The organism is Neobacillus drentensis, assembly GCF_036966985.1.
Classification (GTDB): domain Bacteria; phylum Bacillota; class Bacilli; order Bacillales; family Cytobacillaceae; genus Neobacillus; species Neobacillus drentensis_E.
The window spans coordinates 1-16147 of the sequence record NZ_JBALSN010000328.1 but is presented as its reverse complement, the minus strand read 5'-3'; the positions used below and the strand labels follow the sequence as shown (position 1 = coordinate 16147).

Genomic DNA, 16147 nt, shown 5'->3' with positions numbered 1-16147 from the left:
ATAAGCATTATAAATATCACCGATCGCACCTTGTGAGGATGGGGCGTTGACAATAATACGTCCCGCTCTCATTCGCAATCCAAACTCCTTAATAACTGTTTGATCGGTGGTATGAATAACAGCGGAGTGCCCTAAACCGCCGAACTCTAGCATTTCCTCGGCCCGTTTTAATCCTTCTTCAAGACTACTAACCTTATAACATGCAAGGACTGGGCTTAATTTTTCCCTTGAAAGCGGGAATTCAGGGCCGACTCCAGTTAATTCTGCGACAAGAATCTTTGTTTCGTCAGGAACCTTCACTCCAGCCATCTCAGCAATTTTAGCCGTAGCCATCCCAACAATATCAGGGTTAACAGCACAAGAATGTTCATTAATTACTAATTTTTCGACCTTCGCTTTTTCCTCTTCCGTTAAAAAATAACAATTATTCGCTATCATTTCTTGTTTTACACCCTCGTAAATTTCTTTATCAATTATAACCGCTTGTTCAGAGGCACAAATCATCCCATTATCAAAGGTCTTTGATAATATTAAGTCATTCACGGCTTGTTGAAGATTCGCTGTTTTTTCAATATAGCAAGGTACATTTCCTGCACCAACCCCAATTGCCGGTTTACCTGAACTGTAAGCTGCTTTTACCAAATTTGGTCCACCCGTTGCTAGAATGAGAGAAACCTTTGGATGCTTCATTAAGGCCTGAAACGCTTCATGTGAAGGAACCTCAATCCACTGAATTCAATTCTCTGGTGCACCTGCCCTAATGGCTGCTTCTTTCAGTAAAATCGCGGTCTCCTTACAACATTTTTGGCCAATCTGTGGAAATGCAAAAATAATTGGGTTCCTTGTTTTAAGTGAAATCAATGATTTAAAAATTACTGTAGAGGTTGGATTTGTTATTGGAATAACAGCAGCAATCACACCTACTGGCTCGGCGATCTCTACCATTCCTTCATTTTCGTTTTCGTTGATTACACCAACAGTTTTCATATCTCTAATATTGTTATAAACGAACTCAGTAGCAAACATATTTTTGAATACCTTATCTTCATAAACCCCTCTTCTTGTTTCATTTACAGCCAATTTTGCAAGATTCTTATGATTTTGAAGAGCAGTAAGAGCCATTTGTTTGACGATTTCATCAACCATCTCTTGGTTGTATGTACGGAATTCACCAAGTGCTTTCTCTGCATTTTTTGTTAATGTATCAATCATTGAAGTGATTAGATGTTTTTCATGTACTACCTTTTCTTCAACTGCCATGTAATATTCCCTCCAAGTTCATTCCTTTATCATTGATTCGACTAAAAAATAGGCATAAATCCCCTTAATAATTACGTGATTTTCACTCCTTTTCTTTTCTGGTTAAAATATAGCACGATGGATAAATCGAAAAATGTCGAATTTTGCGCAAAAATGAATGAATAACCATTCATTTTTAAAGATTTCATAAAATGTTCATAAATTGTCCCCTATATAAAAAAAGCCCTAAATCCTTTTTAAAAAAGAATTTAAGGCTTACTTTCATAAATCAACCAGTATTCCGTAATCCAGCTGATATTCCACTGATGGTTAACAAAACCTCAATTAATAGGTCTTCGTTAGAGCCACCCTGATTTCGCAGTTCTTTTATTAACTCCACTTGTAAAAAGTTTAACGGATCAACATATGGATTTCTTCTAAATACCGATTCCTTAATATTCGGTGTGTGATCAAGTAATTCTTTATCGCCTGTAATTCTGAGAAGAATTTCTTTGGTTCGCTCATATTCTTCAAGAATATTAGTAAATATTCGTTCAGAAATAGTTTGGTCTTCAACAAGTGATAAATATTCTCTGGCCGTCGTAATGTCTGCTTTCATTAATGCCATTTGTAAATTATCAATCGTTGATCGGAAAAACGGCCATTTTTCATACATATCCTGGAGAATATGCAAATTTTGTTCTCCCTTTCCTACAAATCCTGCTAAACCAGTTCCGGCTGCATACCATGCAGGAAGCAGTTGGCGACTTTGCGTCCATGCGAATACCCAAGGAATGGCCCGTAAATCTTCAAATCGTCCTTGATTTTTTCTGCTCATCGGTCTGGAGCCGATATTTAAGTCCCCTAGCTCTCTTAGTGGTGTTGCTTCAGTGAAATAGGTAAGGAAATCTGGATCACCAAACACCAATGATTGATATTTTGTTAAGGCTAAGCTTGAAATTTCTTCAATCGTCTCAACCCAAATTGGATCACGTTGAAAACCTTGCTCTGCCTCTTTAGAAATATGTGTAACGGCTAAAAGTAACGTGGAGGTAGCTTGTTCTAAACTACGATAGGCAATATCCTCAAGCAAATATCTTGAAGATAAAACTTCACCTTGCTCGGTAATTTTGACACCGTCCCCAATCGTTTCAGCTGGCTGCGACAGGATACTTTTATTTAAAGGACCGCCGCCACGGCCTAACGAACCACCACGGCCATGGAAGAACTTTAGACCGATTTGGTACCTTTTCGCCATTTCATGAATCTCAATTTGAGCTTTATATAGTTTCCAGTTAGCTGTCAATGTACCACCATCTTTGCTTCCGTCCGAGTACCCAAGCATTATTTCCTGCTGGTCCCCCAATATTTGCAAATGATTACGATAGACAGGCATCTCGAAAAGTGTTTCCATTATTTTTGGCCCAGCTGTTAAATCGTCGATTGTTTCCAGTAATGGTGCCACATGTAAATGACTTTCTAAAGTGCCATCTGCGTGAAGGCGATAAATCCCAGCTTCTTTCGCAAATACAAGTACCTCAAGCAAATCACTTGGAGATTTTGTCATGCTCACTAGATAAACGGAAATAGCCCGCTTTCCGAATTCTTCGTGTGCCTTCTTAATCGTTTGGAACACTTTAATCATTTCCTGTGTTTCCGCAGAGTAGTCTTCATTTAGTAATAACAGTGGACGAGGATCCAATAAGATATTTTGCAATATTTTTAGTTTTTCTTCTTCAGACAGACCCGCATAATTTTCGGTGATACTGACTTTACGCAATATTTCTGTCATGGCTGCTTCATGTTCGCCGCTATGATTTCGAATATCGAGTGTAGCTAAATGAAACCCAAATAATTGTACTTGTCTGATCAGCTTTTGAATAGTCTTTAATTCATGTGCTGATGGATGGTGCTTTTTCAAACTCCTTTTAATCACATTCAAGTCTTCTAATAATTCATCGGCAGATTTATAGCCTAAGTCCGTTTTACCTACTTGTTTTACACGTTCAATAATAATTGCAAATGCACGGCGGTATGCTTCACCTTTATTTGGCCATTTTTTGTCATCAGTTAAATATGTATCTTCTTGCTCAATTAATGTAAGAAGATCATTACTTACCTCCACCCTTGAAGTGGAATGACTGTATCGTTTCATTAAATCTACTAAAGCATTTTTATATTTTTTTAAGACGAGTCTTCTTTGTTTTTTCAATGTCTCCCAAGTGATATCATGTGTAACGTTTGGATTTCCATCCCGGTCACCACCGATCCAGGAACCAAAANNTGGAACTTCCCATTGTGCATTTGTGAAGTTCTTCTCTAAACATTCCGCCACTTCTTGATGAATTTCAGGCAGTACTTCGAAAAGAGTTTGATCAAAATAATACAAACCATTTCGAACTTCGTCTAAAACAGTAGGCTTGTTCTGTCTTAATTCATCTGTTTGCCAAAGTATTGAAACTTCGTTAAATAAACTTTCTTCCAGCTTTTTTCTTTCTCTTCTTGTTAATAATGGGTGATCGAGGTTTTTAAGAATTTCAGCAATTCGCTGCTGAATCTCAAGTATGGAGCGTTTCGTTGCCTCTGTTGGATGAGCTGTAATTACAAGCTCAAGAGATAAAGTATTTAAAGTATTTTGAATGACATCTTCTTCTATATTATTCTCTTTAAGCAAAAGAATCGCACTTTCAATAGAAGCAGGTTGGACAACCCTTTCCTCTTGAAGTTGGTACTGTCTTCTTCTACGCATACGATGGTTCTGTTCCGCTGCATTAATTAAATGAAAATACATTGAGAATGCTCGAATAACTTGTTTCCTCATCGGTGCATCTAGACTAGAAATTTCTTCTTTTAAGGCATCATAAATTGATTGATCAAAATGTTCCCTTAATGTTTTACACATTAATCGTATTTTTTCCACTTTATCAAATAATGCAGAACCACTGTGATTTATCAGAATATCTCCTAACATTTTCCCCAGTAATTTCACATCACGACGCAACGGAAGACTGCTGTCATTTACTTTTACTTCTATTGTCATACTGCCACCTTCCTTTAATCTCAAAATTCGCTAAATTTTTTATTTATTAATATACCATAATTTTAAAGGACATGTTAAAAATAAGTTTTCTTTTTTTTTAATAAATTTTCAATTATACGAAAAAAACCTGCGCTGTGCAGGTTTCTTAGGATTTTCTAATAAGTAATTTCTTTAAGTTTCTTTATCAAACACAAGCACATATGTCTTTCGATCATCATCATCATACGTAACGACGACAGAAATAATTGTTTTCTTGTCACTTTCCAGTTTTATTGTTTTGCTCGTTTCTCCTTCTATTAATATTTCAGAACTGCTATATTTTGCAATCGGCTCTAGTGTTATTTCGTCCACATCACTTGAAACCGTCACATGGTACGTAAACTCATTACTTGTAAACGGGCTGTCAAATGTTCCTTCAGATACTGACAGTGACGATAGTAATGCTTTACTTACTTTTTCGGTATTTAAGGAACTTTGCTGTTGGGATATTGGCTGTGTAGCATTAGTCCGATTATTTGTTTTTATATTGGGCTGTATAGAACCTTGTTTATTGTTCTGATTTTCTGCAGGTATTTTAACTTCAGCTGGTGTATCTTCCACAGCTTTATCACCAGTAGCTTTCTCTCTTGTAACGTCGATGGTATAAATCTTCATCGTGCCATTTTCAGCAGTTACCGTGATCATAATATCTGACTGACCAACGGGAAGCGAAACACCCACTCCATCTTTCCCTGCTACAGTATAATTCACCTTTATTGTTGAAGTTGCTTCTATGGCAGTCGGTTTAAATGTAATGGCAGGAACTTCATTTGGAACATTGACCTTATAGTCATTAACATCTGAAGAAAATTTGGGTGATAACTCACCTTTTGATAGTTCAATACTTTGTAAGAAATTATTCGCATTTTTCTCTCTTGTTACCGTCAGGGTATAGGTATTGGATGAACCATTGCCATTTTTTACAGAAATAATAAACTTATTTTCACCTGTTTGAAGGGTGTAGGTCCCTATTGACCCATTGACAATCACCCGATCGTTGATTGTAATCGATGAATCTGTATTAGAGCTATCTACTAATAACTTTATATTTTCAACCTCGTTCCCAACTAAGGCAGTATATTCAAATAAATCTGCAGCGAATTTCTGATCGAGCTCCTTTCCTTCAATTTCTAATTTTGAAAGAGTGCTCGCTAGTTGGTTTTCTTGAACTGTTGTCGTGTTAGTTTCAGCATAGGCAGATGTTATGGGTGATCCAGTTCCCAACCATGCCAGTGAAATAACTAGCATTACATTTAGGGCTTTGTTTGATTTTAATGGTTTCATCGTTAATCCTCCTGTCCTCTATCCTGGGGGATAGTGGAATTTGGACTAACTTTATCATGGGTTGCTTAAGTTTATCTTAATTTTTTACCTGCGATGAAATTCTTCTAACTTGGTAGAAATGACTGACGCTACCTCATCATCCGATTTTTGGAGTGCTTTTTTAAAAAGGGAATTAGCTAATGATCCCATCGGCCCTGATGCATTGATTTCTAGAAAGCCCGTTACACGAGTTTTATTTTTATTTAAGGCTTTTGCTTCAAAATAACCCTCACCTAAATGTTTTTCATTCGAACGTTTTAATTCAAAAGATACTCTGGATGGTTCGTTCCACTCTTTAATATCTATTAATAAACTAACCTTTTTTTTCATTACGCCGAGATCACTCTTAAATTCCCAACAGATTTGACGTTCATTTCTCTTTTCATGTTGAATATAGCCAGGTACAAGCGGTGCCCAATTGTTTTCGTCTCGAATAAAGTCCCAAATCACTTCAATCGGGATATCTAACTCTAAATGTTGTAAATCGCTTAGCATTTTATCCCTCTTTCGTTATCAAAATAAAAGACCCTCATATGGCAGAAGGTCTTTTACAAAATATATGTAGAAATTTATGTTTATAGAAGAGGCGCGAAGCAGATTACCAAAAATATCCTCATCACGGATGAAGTTACTTTTTTACTTATTTCTTGAATATTCCATTAGGAATTCATGAATCCGTTCAGCCGCTTGGGATAGTCGTTCAGGTGGTTGTACCATGGCAATCCGAACATAGCCCTCGCCCAGGTCTCCAAACGCATCACCAGGAATGACAGCCACTCCGGCTTGGTCAATCAATTCAAAGGCAAACTCACGGGATTTCCAGCCTGCAGGGATTTTTGCCCACACAAACATGGTTGCTGGAGACTTAGCCACGTACCAACCGCTTTTTTCAAGCCCAGAAATCAACACATCGCGGCGAAGTTCATATTCATTCACCTGTGTTTTAAGAAAAGTAAAATCTGAAGTTAACGCCCTTACTGCTGCTTTTTGGATAGGATAAAAGACTCCATAATCAATGTGGGATTTAAATGAAGCCAAGATGTCAATGGCTTGCTCATTGCCAACGACATAACCGATACGGCATCCTGCCATATTAAAGGTTTTCGAAAGGGAATTAAATTCAATTCCAATTTCCTTTGCCCCCGGGACCGACATGAAGCTAAGTTGTGGATTCCCATCGAAAATCAACTCAGAATACGCAAAATCATGAACAACCAAAATATTGTGCTGCTTAGCAAAGGTAACTACCTTTTCAAAAAATGACTGATCAGCTAAAGCTGTTACTGGGTTACCAGGATAACTGATTATCATCATTTTCGTTTTATCTAGCACATCTAACGGGATTTCTTCAAGCATTGGCAGGAACTTGTTTTCGGCTAATAACGGCATCGGATAGATAACCCCGCCCGCAATGTTTACACTTGCCTCATAGATGGGATATCCGGGATCCGGTACCAATACATAATCACCAGGATTAATGATTGCCGTAGCCAAATGAGCAAGACCATCCTGAGATCCCATCAACTGCAATACTTCAGATTCTGGGTTAAGGTCAACTTCATATCTTTGCTTATAAAAATAACTTACCGCGTGATTAAATTCAGGTATCCCTGTTAGGGTATAGCCATAATTGCTTGAGTCACTAGCACAATCAATTAATGTATCGACAACAAATGGCGGCGGTGGAAAATCTGGACTTCCTACACTTAAATCAATAACATCCATACCGGCTTTGATCGCTTTTAGCTTTAGATTGGCTACCTCTTGAAAAATACTAGCAGACATTTTTTTCACTTTTTCAGAAGCAACAAGATTCATAGATATCCCTCTATCCTAAGTAAAATTTCAACAATTCAAACATATTAAAATTATATCAGTCTAATGAATTCAATTCTATATATCAATATAATCATTGATTATTATTCAATCATACTTTAGAATCTTAAGATAGGTTTTAATATTCAGAAAAAAGGCTTTATGTGGAGGTAACTGAAAAATGAAGCTGGTTCAGTTTTTATTATTTTTTGCGGGACTAACCTTTTTTGGCTTAGGAAATGCAATTGCCGTTGAGGTTAAATATGTGGGCCTACATCCTTGGGAGGTACTGAATGTTGCGCTATTTGAACATTTTGGTTTAACCATTGGAACTTGGGGAGTCATATGCGGGCTGATCCTGATAATCATTTCTTTTTTTGTAGCAAGGAGTTATATTAGCATAGGTACTATCCTTAATGCCTTATGTATTGGACCTATCATGGACTTTTTCCTCTGGTTAGATATTCTCCCAAAAGCAACGGGTACTTGGGTTGATTACCTCATTCTTCTCTGTGGAATCATAATTACAGGGGTCGGCGGCGGGATGTATGTTGCAGCAGGAATCGGTGCGGGTCCTCGCGATGGCTTTATGCTATCCATCTCTGATAAAACTAAGTTATCAGTTAGTCAAGCTCGCATTATCGTGGAAAGCATTGTACTATTGATTGGTTTATTGTTAGGTGGGCCTGTGTTTATTGCTACTTTCCTTTATACATTTATTCAAAGTCCAATTTTCCATCATTCACTAAAGCTATTTAAGACATTAGTAGAAACTATCGAAAAGAAAAAAAGCCAACCACAAGGTATTGTTTTTTAAATAAGACCATGAGGCCACCATTTTTTGATATAGCGGCTAATTGCTTTATTTAGAAAACCTTATAAAAAAATAGAAGATGCCCACGGCATCTTCTATTTTTTAAGGTTATTTTTTTCGGATTGCGATAATCAGTGCAGCAAAGGAAAGCAACGCTGCTAATCCCGATAAAATTAGTGATAAAGATGTGAATGTTTCTGTTTTCTTTTCAGTCACTTTTGTTTTCGTTTTTTCATTATCTTTTGTCTGTGTCTTATCACTATGTTCTGTTGTTTGACTGCTATGTTGATCCTTGGTAGAAGCTGTTACAATATCTGTAATCGAATGGGGTGAGTCAGACCCTTCTTCTCCTGTCCATTCGACTATACTGCCATCCTTGTAATATTGAAAAGCATCCCAAGCAGCTTTGGTTGCCTTTTCAGGGTTTTTCGCTACAAAAACAAATTGTTGGAATTGACCACTTAAAATCCCTTCCCCGGTCGCTTCAAAGGTGAATGTTTTTACTTTTCCACTAGCATCCTTTTCAGATGAATAGGTCCAGCCTGGAACGGGTTGATAAGACATAATTTCTACACCTGCTGGTGCTTTGACCGTTACTTTCGTAGTAGCTACATCTTTTTCAACCGGCACCTTTAAGGTATAAGTTTCCCATGCCCCTGTTGAAGATGTTTTTGGCATCACGGTTACATGAGCACTTGCCATACTTGAGAAGAAAAATAAGCTGATTATTGCCGGAATAAATACTTTTGAAATTCTGCTAATCATTTTTTTCATTGTAACTCTCCTTAAATGTTTTTATTGACTTCCCACTAAAACATTGAAATCTGTGTCGATACTTTCTAATGACTTTGTTAGAACGTGTACATGTACGTTCCACTTACCAGCCATGCTAAAATGTAAACCTTTTACTTCGTACTTTCCCTCAGACGTTTTTGCTAAGTTAACTGTTTCTTTTCCCATATCCATTTCAAGCATTGTAAACGTTAAGTGTAATTGTTCAATATCTTTAATAGGCTGACCTGCTCTGTCTTTTAAGGTAACTTCAAATAAATTCCTTCCAATTATATTTGGGGTTGCTTTCAGTGTAATTTGCTTGCCTTGATTCACTATATTAGTTTCCTTGTACGGCCCCGGCGACTGCATGGCTGTTGGTAAATTGGTTAAGACAACAGAGAGAATAAGGATCATTAATCCCATTAAAAGTTCACCCTTTAATGATGCACCAAGTCCCTTAGTGGTTCCCTTTCTCCCTTTTAAAAAATTCACAGCAGCAATCAATACCATCAGTGCAAATAAACTAACTTTACCTACTAATACCTGTCCATAGTTTGTTTGTACCAAAGCTGCAAGGGTGGGAATATATAATAGGCTGCTATATATTCCTGTAAAGGTTAAGAGAAGAACAATAATTAATCCCCATTTGGAGAAGTTTTTTATCATTCTTAGATAATCCTGTTTTAAATCCGTATTTTTCCGTAATGAAAGGAAGCCGACAAAACCAATTAAACTTCCAATCCAAATCGATGCACCAAATAAATGAAAGAAATCCATTGCAATCGTTAAGAATTGATTTAATTGTGAAGCGGCATGACTTGTCATTGACTTGGTCCATAGCAAAGCATTTCCTAAAATAAAACAAGCCCACAAAAGGATGCGTTTCGTACTCTCGGCCATCCCGATGAACGAAGTAAGGAGAACAAGAGTAATGAGAAGGGCGATTTGCAGAAGCCATGAATGACCATAATTCGTGTTCGTTAAGATACTTTCAATTAATGTAAAGCTGAACACTTCACTCCATGGGAGACCAGATTCAATCGTTGTCTGTAGTGGCAAACTTAATAGGATGCTAAAGAATAGGAGTGTTAGACTCGCATTAATTAGTCTCCGGAACTTCTTGACAACTGATTCTATCTCCCTTAATTTCTTGGGCATGACAACCATATAAAAGAAGATTAGCCCAACATAACAGGCATTACTTATATATTGAAGCCAACGAATGACGATTAGATCGGCTTTGGGTTTGTAACCCTTTGTTTCCTTATCGGAAGCAGCTGAATTTTGAACTTCATCACCAACCTGAAATGGAATGACTCCTTCGACAGGATGGCCATCACTTGAAACCACCTTCCATTTAATTCGATAGGATCCATTGGGAAGGTCCTTCTTTAATCCGCTTTTTAAGATAGACGGTTGTTTTGGATCAATTTGCCCATTGTTTTTATCGACTCGATTACCTTTCGAATCAAATACCTTAATGGAGTTAAATGCAGGTTGGATTGATTCATCAAATTTTATTGTTACCTCTGCTGGAGCTTTTTCTACTTTTTCATTTTCTAATGGTGTAGATTTCTTTATGTAGGCGTGCGCCGAAGAAATAGACGGAAATAAAAATAGAAACAGGGCAAGGATTCCTAGTAATGTACTGACCTTTTGTTTTGTTTGCAACCCCTCACACCCTTTTCATCTCAAAATCGTTGTTTTAATATATAAACTTCATTATCATAGTTTCTACTGTCGATACTATGATAATGATAAATAGAGTTAATAACAATATCTTTATCAGTCCAACTTGTGACTAATTGTTGAACTTTCTCAGTAATTGAGGAATTTGTGTCATTTTTTTAAAATTAAAATCTTCATAACATCAACACCAAATCTCCCTTATTTCTGCAAATTTTTGTTTTAAGATAAAGGTGATAAAAGAAAGGAGTTGTAAAATAATGAAAAAGATTGTTGTTGGAATTCTAAGTGCAGCTTTTATTCTAGGAGCTGGCACTGCTGTATTTGCAGCTGGAAATGGCCACTCTGGTAATGGTGTAAGCTTTGAAAAAATGTTACCGTTTATGCAAAAGATGCATCCTGATTCTTCTAAGGCTGAATTAAAAGACATGTATAAAGCATGTCATGAGAATGGTGGGATGATGGGTGATACAAAGGTAAAGGAAATGGATAGTGAGAATATGATGAATCGTTTTTAAAAATAGTGTGACTATCTATTGGGCCATAATGGAATAATGTATATTTTTTTAATAGGTTTGGTATTTCTACCAGACCTATTTGCATTCTATTTCTAATTTTTCATCCTATTTTGTATGAACTTTGTCATATCCTCCCAATATTAAAAATCCTATAATAGGTCTGGGCACTACCCTAGATGAAATATTAGAAGGGAACAATCAACCATGAAGTCATTAATAGAATTGTATAAAACTGACCAAGAATCCGTGTATCACACATGGTTTTTACAAAGTAATGATCGATTGAAAGCTTTTAGAACCATTCGAAAAGGATTATTAAAAGTTATTAAAGAAATTGAAGAAGAATCATTTGGGAACGACTTTAAAGGATCTAGCCTTGAATTTGTAGTAACGGCTATTTCCGAGCAAAAACAGATATTTGAAGGTGCTGCCCATGCTTTTTACTGGAAACCAAAATTAAGAATCCCGGATATCTATGAAAATAGTCAAAATCAAAAAGCATTTGGTCGTTTTTTAAAGTCATGTCTAGAAACCACAAAAAGTGAGAAAGTTTTAGAAGAACTCCGAAGATTAGATGGACTAAAAATAAAAGGACTTGGGCCAGCTGTAGCGAATATTTTATACTTTTTACACCCTACCATTTTCCCACCATTTAATACTGCAATAGTCAGTGGATTTAATTTGCTATATAATGAAAAAATAAAATTAGGATCTTGGGAAGCTTACCTTCATATGCGAACCAAACTCATATCTGAAAATGAAATTCATCGAGACTCCCTTTCAAAAGATTTAGGTGCTCTTGCTGGACTTTTATTTGAAATTGGCAGTAATCGAATGATAATTGAAGAAAATGCGATGAATTTTATCAAAAATGAAACAGAAAGGTTTGAAAAGGCAAAAAAACGGCGAAGGAAAGATGTAAAAGAAGATGAGGCCGAAGAAAACACCCATTCTGAAATGCAATATCACCTTGCTCGCCTAGGGAATTCACTCGGGTATAAAGTTTGGATTGCACGGAATGACCATAAAAGGGAATGGGATTTTCAAAAACTAGGCGAATTTTCAATTCAAAATTTAAACATTTTCAAATTCCCACCCGCAGTTGCCGATACAATTGCTTTAATTGATGTCCTTTGGCTCGATCAAAATGAGAACATCATTGCCGGATTTGAGGTTGAAAAAAGCACCTCAATTTATTCAGGTATTTTACGATTGTCTGATTTATCATTATCCATTCAAGGTGGAACTTGCCAATTTTACCTCGTTGCGCCAGATAAAAGAGAAAAAGAAATTAAAGCACAATTACTCCGACCTTCCATACGGTCACTTGATTCTCAATCTATTTCATATCTATTATTTAATGATTTACGTTGTGACTGTGACGCCATGTGTAAATTTGGTAATGATGCATCAATCCTAAATAAAATATCAAAAACTGTTTAAAAACCTGTATAGAATAAATAATTCTATACAGGTTTTTTTTTTAAGTACTTAGTTCCCTTAACTTTTTATCTTTTTGTTACTTAAACTATCAAGTACGATTATACCTTTCTATGAACCTTTAATTTATTTGCTATCTGAATCTATTGTTCTTGTAATACAACAAAAAAATAAACGTCACCTTTTGGGACGTTTTTTTATAATTATCTTTGCTTTTTAGGATTTACTCATTATCGAGTTCCACCCTTATTGTTGAATTATATAGCTGGATGAAGATGGAAAAGAGGTTTAAAAGAATCACAAATCTGTTATTTTACAATATAACCAATCATAGCCATAATACCTATGGTTAAAACCCAAACAATTACAAAAACCTTATTGGAAATCTTCTTTTTCCTTTGCTCTTTTCCACAACAGCTCATTACAATACACCTCTCCTAACCTTTCTCACGCTTTACAGTATCAAATATTGAAATGTAAACATTGCCATCCTCAAAATATGGCTTAAATATATCAAAAGGGCGTGGTGGTGGCCCACTAACATTTATTCCATTCTTATCATAACGGCCTGCATGACATGGAGTTCCATTTTCAAGAAAATTACTTAAAAAAAAATCCCTTTTTTAAATTTACAACTTTCAAAATATTGGACACTATGTTATTATCAATTCTAAAGTTTCATATAATAGTTTCACAAGCTCTACTGGGGGGGTCCGATAGCTCGGACTGAGAAAAGAATGCGTTAAATTCTTTGACCCTTTGAACCTGATCTGGATCATACCAGCGTAGGGAAGTAGTTTCGAAGGCGTCATCGTTATTTTGGGTACGCGCCACTACTTTTTGACGATTAATCAGGTTCTGTGCAAACAGAACCTTTTTTTATTGTCTTTTATTACTTGATTGACCGTAAAGGTTACTGGTAATGAACTACGCCGTAACTTCTAGATTGCAAAATTAATCTATTTTTAGGAGGAAGTTACATGCAAAAACAAGCAGAAGTAAACATTGAGTTGAAATCGCAATTTACCGGAAGTAAAAAAGTTTATGTCGATGGCTCAAGACCAGATATTAAAGTTCCAATGAGAGAAATTGGGTTAAGCCGAACAGTTAGTTCTTTTGGGGAGGAAGAAAACGCCCCTATTCGAGTTTACGATACGAGTGGACCATACACAGACTCGAATTACAATATAGATATTAGAAAAGGGCTTCCTGCTTTACGCAAGAAATGGATTCTCGAACGTAATGATGTTGAGGTGTATGAGGGTAGAAAAATAAAACCTTTAGATAACGGATACCTTGAAGGTGATGAACGTGCCAATCTTGAATGGTTTCCTAATAGTGACAAAACATCTCTTCGTGCAAAAGAAGGGCAAAATGTCACACAAATGCATTACGCTAAAAAAGGTATAATTACTCCTGAAATGGAGTACATAGCAATTCGTGAAAATATAGATCCATCCTTTGTTCGTGACGAGGTTGCTCGTGGAAGAGCGATTATACCGGTTAATATTAATCATCCTGAGAGCGAACCCATGATTATCGGACGTAATTTTCATGTGAAAATCAATGCGAACATTGGTAATTCTGCCGTCACATCTTCCATTGAACAAGAAGTTGAAAAAATGACGTGGGCGACTCGATGGGGTGCAGATAACATTATGGATTTATCAACAGGGAAAAATATTCATACGACTAGGGAATGGATTATTAGAAATTCCCCAGTGCCAGTTGGAACAGTACCTATTTATCAAGCTCTTGAAAAAGTGAACGGAATTGCCGAGAATCTAACATGGGAAGTTTATCGTGATACATTAATTGAACAAGCCGAACAAGGTGTCGATTACTTTACCATTCACGCCGGTGTGTTATTGCGGTATATCCCTTTAACTGCTAAAAGGACAACTGGGATTGTATCCCGTGGCGGTTCTATTATGGCACAGTGGTGTTTAGCTCATCATCAAGAAAGTTTCCTCTATACTCATTTTGAAGAAATCTGTGAAATTCTGAAACAATATGATATTTCCGTTTCGCTTGGCGATGGATTACGTCCAGGCAGCATTGCTGATGCCAATGATGAAGCACAATTTGCTGAGCTCGAAACCCTTGGCGAATTAACTAAAATTGCCTGGAAGCACGATGTTCAAGTGATGATAGAAGGTCCTGGTCATGTACCGATGCACATGATTAAAGAAAACGTGAATAAGCAAATGGAAATTTGTAAAGAAGCTCCTTTTTATACTTTAGGACCTTTAACTACAGATATTGCTCCAGGATATGACCATATTACATCAGCTATTGGCGCTGCAATGATCGGATGGTTTGGAACAGCTATGCTTTGCTACGTAACACCAAAAGAACACTTAGGCTTACCAAACAAGGATGATGTCCGTGATGGTGTAATTGCCTATAAAATTGCCGCCCATGCTGCTGATTTAGCAAAAGGTCACCCAGGTGCTCAAATTCGAGATAATGCGTTATCGAAAGCACGTTTCGAATTCAGATGGGAAGACCAATTTAATCTATCATTGGATCCGGAACGGGCAAGGGAATACCATGATGAAACCCTTCCAGCAGAAGGGGCAAAAACAGCTCATTTTTGCTCCATGTGTGGTCCGAAATTTTGTTCGATGAGAATTTCTCATGACATTCGGGGGATGGCGAATGGAGAAACATTGAGTGAGGAATTAGACATCGAAGAGGGCATGAAGAAAAAGGCAGAGGAATTTGTACACGATGGATCAAACATTTATCGATAATTGTAGCAACAACGAGATAAAGAATTTAAAGGAAGAAGTAGAAAATCTCCAGCAAAAGGTACATCATTTGCGTGGGAAAATCCAATACATCCAGTATCATTGTAAACATATATTTTTGGAAACCTCTTTTATGAGGGAATGCAAGAAATGTGGTTTCGCTGAAAGTACCTATTATTGATTTAGCAGCAAAGTTACACTAATCTTGTTGAGCATTTTTGTTAAATTCACATTTGAAATAAACCAAAACAAATTGCGACCCACTTATCCTAACTTGGCTAAGTGGGTCGCAATCTTTTTCATGTTCTGACAGGCTGCAGTAAGGAGAACCTGCCCCCTTTCTTTAACCAATTCCCCGTAATGGCAATTGGTTAAATCCACCATTTTGAAAAGTTTTTTCAGGAACTCACAAATAACCAATTGAAGTCGGAATCTGATTTTTGGGTAGAAAAATTTGCACACGGGGGTATGCCGAGTGAGGGTATTAGTGTAGAGTTTTGGCAAAAAACCGCTCTACCGCTTTTAATCACCCGATTACAAAAAGTAAGCAAAGAATAATAGAAACAATTCTATAAGCAAATATTATTAAACAAAAGCACCCGATAGTTTAAGTGTAATCCTTCACAATCTCTTCTACACCTTAATATAACTCCAATCCCTAATAAGTGTTGTTCCAGAATCCAGTACAATACAAAAAGACGCCTTC

At 36.6% G+C, this 16147-nt stretch carries 10 protein-coding genes, 1 pseudogene and 1 riboswitch; of the genes and pseudogenes, 4 read left to right on the top strand and 7 right to left on the bottom strand.

The genetic code is table 11. The annotated features are described in order from the left end of the window. From V7659_RS20555 to V7659_RS20535, 5 genes and pseudogenes are all read right to left on the bottom strand, one after another. A pseudogene (locus tag V7659_RS20555) lies at positions 1-1260 on the bottom strand (aldehyde dehydrogenase family protein); the annotation flags it as partial. 268 nt (positions 1261-1528) lie between these two features. Next, positions 1529-4279: a phosphoenolpyruvate carboxylase gene (gene ppc, locus V7659_RS20550; RefSeq protein WP_335541863.1), complete on the bottom strand. Its 2751-nt coding sequence runs from the start codon at positions 4277-4279 to the stop codon at positions 1529-1531. Positions 4280-4450: 171 nt separating this feature from the next. Further along, positions 4451-5602, bottom strand: a complete 1152-nt coding sequence (locus V7659_RS20545) for a cadherin-like beta sandwich domain-containing protein (protein WP_335541862.1) — start codon at positions 5600-5602, stop codon at positions 4451-4453. 84 nt (positions 5603-5686) lie between these two features. Then, positions 5687-6136, bottom strand: a complete 450-nt coding sequence (locus tag V7659_RS20540) for a CoxG family protein (RefSeq protein WP_283878110.1) — start codon at positions 6134-6136, stop codon at positions 5687-5689. Positions 6137-6277: 141 nt separating this feature from the next. Then, entirely contained in the window at positions 6278-7459 is a 1182-nt protein-coding gene (locus V7659_RS20535) for an LL-diaminopimelate aminotransferase (protein ID WP_335541858.1), read from the bottom strand. Positions 7460-7637: 178 nt separating this feature from the next. Here V7659_RS20535 and V7659_RS20530 point away from each other — a divergent pair, with 178 nt between their 5' ends. Beyond that, a complete protein-coding gene (locus tag V7659_RS20530) occupies positions 7638-8273 on the top strand; it encodes a YczE/YyaS/YitT family protein (protein WP_335541856.1) in 636 nt (211 codons plus the stop codon). Positions 8274-8378: 105 nt separating this feature from the next. Here V7659_RS20530 and V7659_RS20525 read toward each other — a convergent pair whose 3' ends face one another. Both V7659_RS20525 and V7659_RS20520 read right to left on the bottom strand, forming a co-directional pair. Next, positions 8379-9035, bottom strand: coding sequence for a YcnI family copper-binding membrane protein (locus tag V7659_RS20525; protein ID WP_420491391.1), 657 nt, complete (start codon positions 9033-9035; stop codon positions 8379-8381). 30 nt (positions 9036-9065) lie between these two features. Beyond that, positions 9066-10715, bottom strand: coding sequence for a copper resistance CopC/CopD family protein (locus tag V7659_RS20520; protein ID WP_335541852.1), 1650 nt, complete (start codon positions 10713-10715; stop codon positions 9066-9068). Between the two features lie 275 nt (positions 10716-10990). Here V7659_RS20520 and V7659_RS20515 point away from each other — a divergent pair, with 275 nt between their 5' ends. The 3 genes from V7659_RS20515 to thiC all read left to right on the top strand — a co-directional run bounded on the left by V7659_RS20515 (position 10991) and on the right by thiC (position 15444). Further along, positions 10991-11248, top strand: coding sequence for a hypothetical protein (locus V7659_RS20515; RefSeq protein ID WP_335541849.1), 258 nt, complete (start codon positions 10991-10993; stop codon positions 11246-11248). Positions 11249-11452: 204 nt separating this feature from the next. Next, positions 11453-12691: a hypothetical protein gene (locus tag V7659_RS20510; protein WP_335541847.1), complete on the top strand. Its 1239-nt coding sequence runs from the start codon at positions 11453-11455 to the stop codon at positions 12689-12691. A 692-nt stretch (positions 12692-13383) separates the two neighbouring features. Continuing rightward, positions 13384-13497, top strand: a riboswitch (TPP riboswitch). Between the two features lie 171 nt (positions 13498-13668). Then, positions 13669-15444 carry a phosphomethylpyrimidine synthase ThiC gene (thiC, locus tag V7659_RS20505; RefSeq protein ID WP_335541846.1) on the top strand — a complete coding sequence of 592 codons (1776 nt, stop codon included), beginning with the start codon at positions 13669-13671 and terminating at the stop codon, positions 15442-15444. Positions 15445-16147 lie beyond the last annotated feature (703 nt).